The sequence below is a fragment of the Streptomyces sp. NPDC059456 genome, from assembly GCF_042750055.1.
GTDB lineage: Bacteria > Actinomycetota > Actinomycetes > Streptomycetales > Streptomycetaceae > Streptomyces.
Genome location: NZ_JBHYVA010000810.1, coordinates 1 through 3,484, shown reverse-complemented (window position 1 = coordinate 3,484; position 3,484 = coordinate 1). Strand labels below are relative to the sequence as shown.

Below are 3,484 nucleotides of genomic sequence, written 5' to 3'. Positions count from 1 at the left end.
TCGCCGCAGCCGATGCCGACCCCCCCGCCGTAGCCGACGCCGACGCCGACGCCGAAGCCCACGCCGAAGCCGAAGCCGAAGCCGAAGCGGGCCCTGCCGGGCCGTGGCCGGAGGCCGGCCGCGCCGGGGTGTCAGCCGCCCCTGCGGACCCGGGCCGCGCGGCGCGCCTCGGCGAGCTGCCGGGCCTCCGCGGTCTTGCGGGACTCCTTGCCCGCCCCGGGCCGGCCGGGGCGGCTGCCCATCCCGCGGAAGCCGAGGTCCGAGCCGGAGGGCCGGCCCTTCGCGTCGGTCGGCTCGGCGCCCGCCAGCGGCACCCCGGACGGCGCCTTGGCCCCGGTGATCCGGCTGAGCGCGACCTCCCCGGAGCGGACCTGGGTGATGGTCGGCCGGATCCGGGCGTCGGCCATCAGCCGGACCATGTCGCGGCGCTGGTTCGGGGTGACCAGGGTGACGACCTTGCCGGACTCGCCCGCTCGGGCGGTACGGCCGCCGCGGTGCAGGTAGTCCTTGTGGTCGGCCGGCGGGTCCACGTTCACGACGAGGTCGAGGTCGTCGATGTGGATGCCGCGCGCGGCGACGTTCGTCGCGACGAGGACCGTGACGGCCCCGTTCTTGAACTGCGCGAGCGTACGCGTGCGCTGCGGCTGCGACTTGCCGCTGTGCAGCCCTTCCGCCCGTACGCCCATGGCCCGCAGGTGCTTCACGAACTGGTCCACGCCGTGCTTGGTGTCCAGGAACATCAGCACCCGGCCCTCGCGCGCCGCGATCTCGGTGGCCGCCGAGTACTTGTCCGCGGCGTGGATGTGCAGCACGTGGTGGTCCATGGTGCTCACCGAGGCCGCCGACGGGTCCACGGAGTGGGAGACCGGGTCCTTCAGGTAGCCGCGCACGAGCTGGTCCACGTTGCGGTCCAGGGTGGCCGAGAACAGCATCCGCTGCCCGGCGTGGTGCACCTGGTCCAGGATCTCGGTGACCTGCGGCATGAAGCCCATGTCGCACATCTGGTCGGCCTCGTCGAGGACCGTGATCCGCACGCGTTCCAGGTGGACGTCCCGCCGTCCGACCAGGTCGCTCAGCCGCCCCGGGGTGGCCACCACGACCTCGGCGCCGGAGCGCAGCGCGCTGACCTGCTTGCCGATCGACAGCCCGCCGACGACCGTGGCCATCCGCAGGTCCAGGGCCTGCGCGTACGGGGTCAGCGCCTCGGTCACCTGCTGCGCCAGTTCGCGCGTGGGTACGAGGACCAGGGCGAGCGGCCGCTTGGGATCGGCCTTGCGGCCCGCGGTCCGGGCCAGCAGGGCGAGGCCGAAGGCCAGGGTCTTGCCGGAGCCGGTCCGGCCGCGGCCGAGGATGTCGCGCCCGGCCAGCGAGTTGGGGAGCGTGGCCGCCTGGATGGGGAAGGGCTGCGTCACCCCCAGGTCGGTCATCGTCGTCACCAGCTCACGGGGCAGGTCGAGCTCGGAGAACGCCGCCACCGGCGCCAGCGCCGGCTCGACCGTCTCGGGCATCGCGAACTCGCCCTGCAGGGGTGCCGTCCGGGGGGCCTTGCCGCCCGGCTTCGCACCGCCCTTGGGGCCTGCTTTGGCTGCGGCCTTGATGCCGAAGCGCCCGTGAACCGACGGGTTCTTCATGCAGAACCTTCCGAGAGACGTGAAAAGGGTGATTTTACCATCGGGGCTAAGAGGTGACGGGGCCGAGCTTCCCGGACCGCACCTCGGCGAGGTGGGCGGTCATCTCGACGGTCGCCCGCGCGAACCAGTCGGCGATCACGGCGACCTCGTCCGGGGAGTACTGCGCGAACACCGCGCCGAGCCGGGCGTAGAAGGGCTCGTACACGGCGATGACCCGGGCGGCGGCTTCGGGCACGGCCACGACGCGCACCCGGCGCCGGTCCGCGGGATCCGGCTGCCGGCGGGCGTATCCGGCCCGCTCCAGGCGGTTGAGCACGCCGGTCACGGCCCCGGTGGTCAGGTTCGTCAGCTCCGCGAGGTCGCCGGCGCCGAGCGGGGCGTCACAGGCGCCGAGGATGTGGCCCAGGCAGGTCAGGTCGGTGACGTTCAGCCCCAGCAGCTGCGCCACCTCCTGCTGGCCGACCAGGCCCAGCGCGACGTACCGGTCCATGCGCGACAGCGCCTCCTCGGCCGTGGCCGCGGGACGGGGCTTGCCCTGCATGCTGATATTCCTTAGTATCTAAGTTACTTAGCTCGTGAGATACTTATCTTGCTCACTAAGGCATCTCTGCTCGAAAGCCTACCGCCGCCCGACCTTCCCGGGAGAATCATGAGCGCGCACGGAGACGTCGACCTCGGCCACACCGTGGCCGGCTGGACCGGCACCGCCCTGGCCCTGCTGGGCTGCACCGGCACCGGCCTCGCCGTGTGCGCGGCCTGGACCCCCGGCATCTGGCTCGGCCTGGCCCTCGTCGCGGTGGCGGCGGTGGTCACGTGGGTGCTGCACCTCGCGGGCTGGGGCAAGCCCGGCGGCCCCCGCCCCCGCACCGAATGGGACTGGCGCACCCGCGACACCACCGCCCGCACCGGGCACGCCCACTGCCTGGGCTGCCGGATGAGCGGACCGCGCCGTGCCGCGGCCGCGGCCCCGGCGTCACGGCCCGCCCTGCCGGCCGAGCAGTAGTTCGAACCGTCCCCGGTTGGCCGCGCCCGGAGTGTGGTGCGTGAGACGGATGGGCAGGATCGAGACGGCCGCACCGCACGTGCGGCCCGCGTGGAACGTTGAGAAGGATCAGTGCAGATGGCTACAGGCACCGTGAAGTGGTTCAACTCGGAGAAGGGGTTCGGCTTCATCCAGCAGGACGACGGCGGCCCCGACGTGTTCGTGCACTTCTCCGCCATCCAGACCACCGGCTTCAAGGAGCTGGCGGAAGGCCAGAAGGTCGAGTACGACGTCACTCAGGGCCCCAAGGGCCCGCAGGCGGAGCGGGTGGTCGGCATCGGCTGAAGCCGCTTCGCGGGCCCGGCCCGTGACATGAGCCCCGCCGGTCCGTCCGGCGGGGCTCGTTGCTGTCCGCCTGGCGGGGCTCACGGCTGTCCGCCCGCGGCCGTGCGGCAGGCGGTCACGGCGCCGGGCGCGAGCCCGCCCGGTGCAGCGCCAGCAGCAGCGGCCACAGGTGCTCCGCAAGCTCTCCCGGGGAGCCCGGGACGCTCTCGTGCAGCCAGTCGGCCAGGATCCCGGTGAAGGTGGCGGCCACCGCCGAGGCGACCAGATCGGCGTGCGGGGCGCCGGCCGCCGTCCGTTCGGCGCGGGCGCGGGCGCGCAGCTCACGGTGGAGGCGCTCGCCGAGCGGGCCGCCGCCGCCCGGCAGGAGGAGGGTGCGGTAGAGGGCCGCGTGCCCGGCGGCCTCGGCGAGGAAGCCGGCCAGGGCCGCCGGGGGCCGGGGCGGGGGCGGGTGCCCGGGCCCCGTGTTGCAGGCGTGGACGGCGTCGTCCGCCGCGGGGGCCACCGGGGGGCCCGCCGGGAGGGGCCG

Annotated in this window: 4 protein-coding genes and 1 pseudogene; 2 read left to right on the top strand and 3 right to left on the bottom strand. The window is 74.2% G+C overall.

Annotation, left to right across the window (positions count from 1 at the left end; genetic code table 11):
* Positions 1-131: 131 nt before the first annotated feature.
* Entirely contained in the window at positions 132-1,631 is a 1,500-nt protein-coding gene (locus tag ACFXA3_RS38870; protein ID WP_385195490.1) for a DEAD/DEAH box helicase, read from the bottom strand.
* Between the two features lie 46 nt (positions 1,632-1,677).
* A complete protein-coding gene (locus ACFXA3_RS38865) occupies positions 1,678-2,172 on the bottom strand; it encodes a MarR family winged helix-turn-helix transcriptional regulator (RefSeq protein ID WP_385195487.1) in 495 nt (164 codons plus the stop codon).
* Between the two features lie 108 nt (positions 2,173-2,280).
* Between ACFXA3_RS38865 and ACFXA3_RS38860 the strand changes: the two genes are divergently transcribed.
* Positions 2,281-2,634, top strand: coding sequence for an HGxxPAAW family protein (locus tag ACFXA3_RS38860; RefSeq protein WP_385195484.1), 354 nt, complete (start codon positions 2,281-2,283; stop codon positions 2,632-2,634).
* Between the two features lie 117 nt (positions 2,635-2,751).
* Positions 2,752-2,958, top strand: a complete 207-nt coding sequence (locus tag ACFXA3_RS38855; RefSeq protein WP_054226408.1) for a cold-shock protein — start codon at positions 2,752-2,754, stop codon at positions 2,956-2,958.
* Between the two features lie 115 nt (positions 2,959-3,073).
* Here ACFXA3_RS38855 and ACFXA3_RS38850 read toward each other — a convergent pair.
* A pseudogene (locus tag ACFXA3_RS38850) lies at positions 3,074-3,484 on the bottom strand (hypothetical protein); the annotation flags it as partial.

Coding starts and splice junctions, on each gene's coding strand:
- ACFXA3_RS38870 (WP_385195490.1), bottom strand. CDS start 1,631: ATGAAGAACCCGTCGGTTCACGGGCGCTTCGGCATCAAGGCCGCAGCC.
- ACFXA3_RS38865 (WP_385195487.1), bottom strand. CDS start 2,172: ATGCAGGGCAAGCCCCGTCCCGCGGCCACGGCCGAGGAGGCGCTGTCG.
- ACFXA3_RS38860 (WP_385195484.1), top strand. CDS start 2,281: ATGAGCGCGCACGGAGACGTCGACCTCGGCCACACCGTGGCCGGCTGG.
- ACFXA3_RS38855 (WP_054226408.1), top strand. CDS start 2,752: ATGGCTACAGGCACCGTGAAGTGGTTCAACTCGGAGAAGGGGTTCGGC.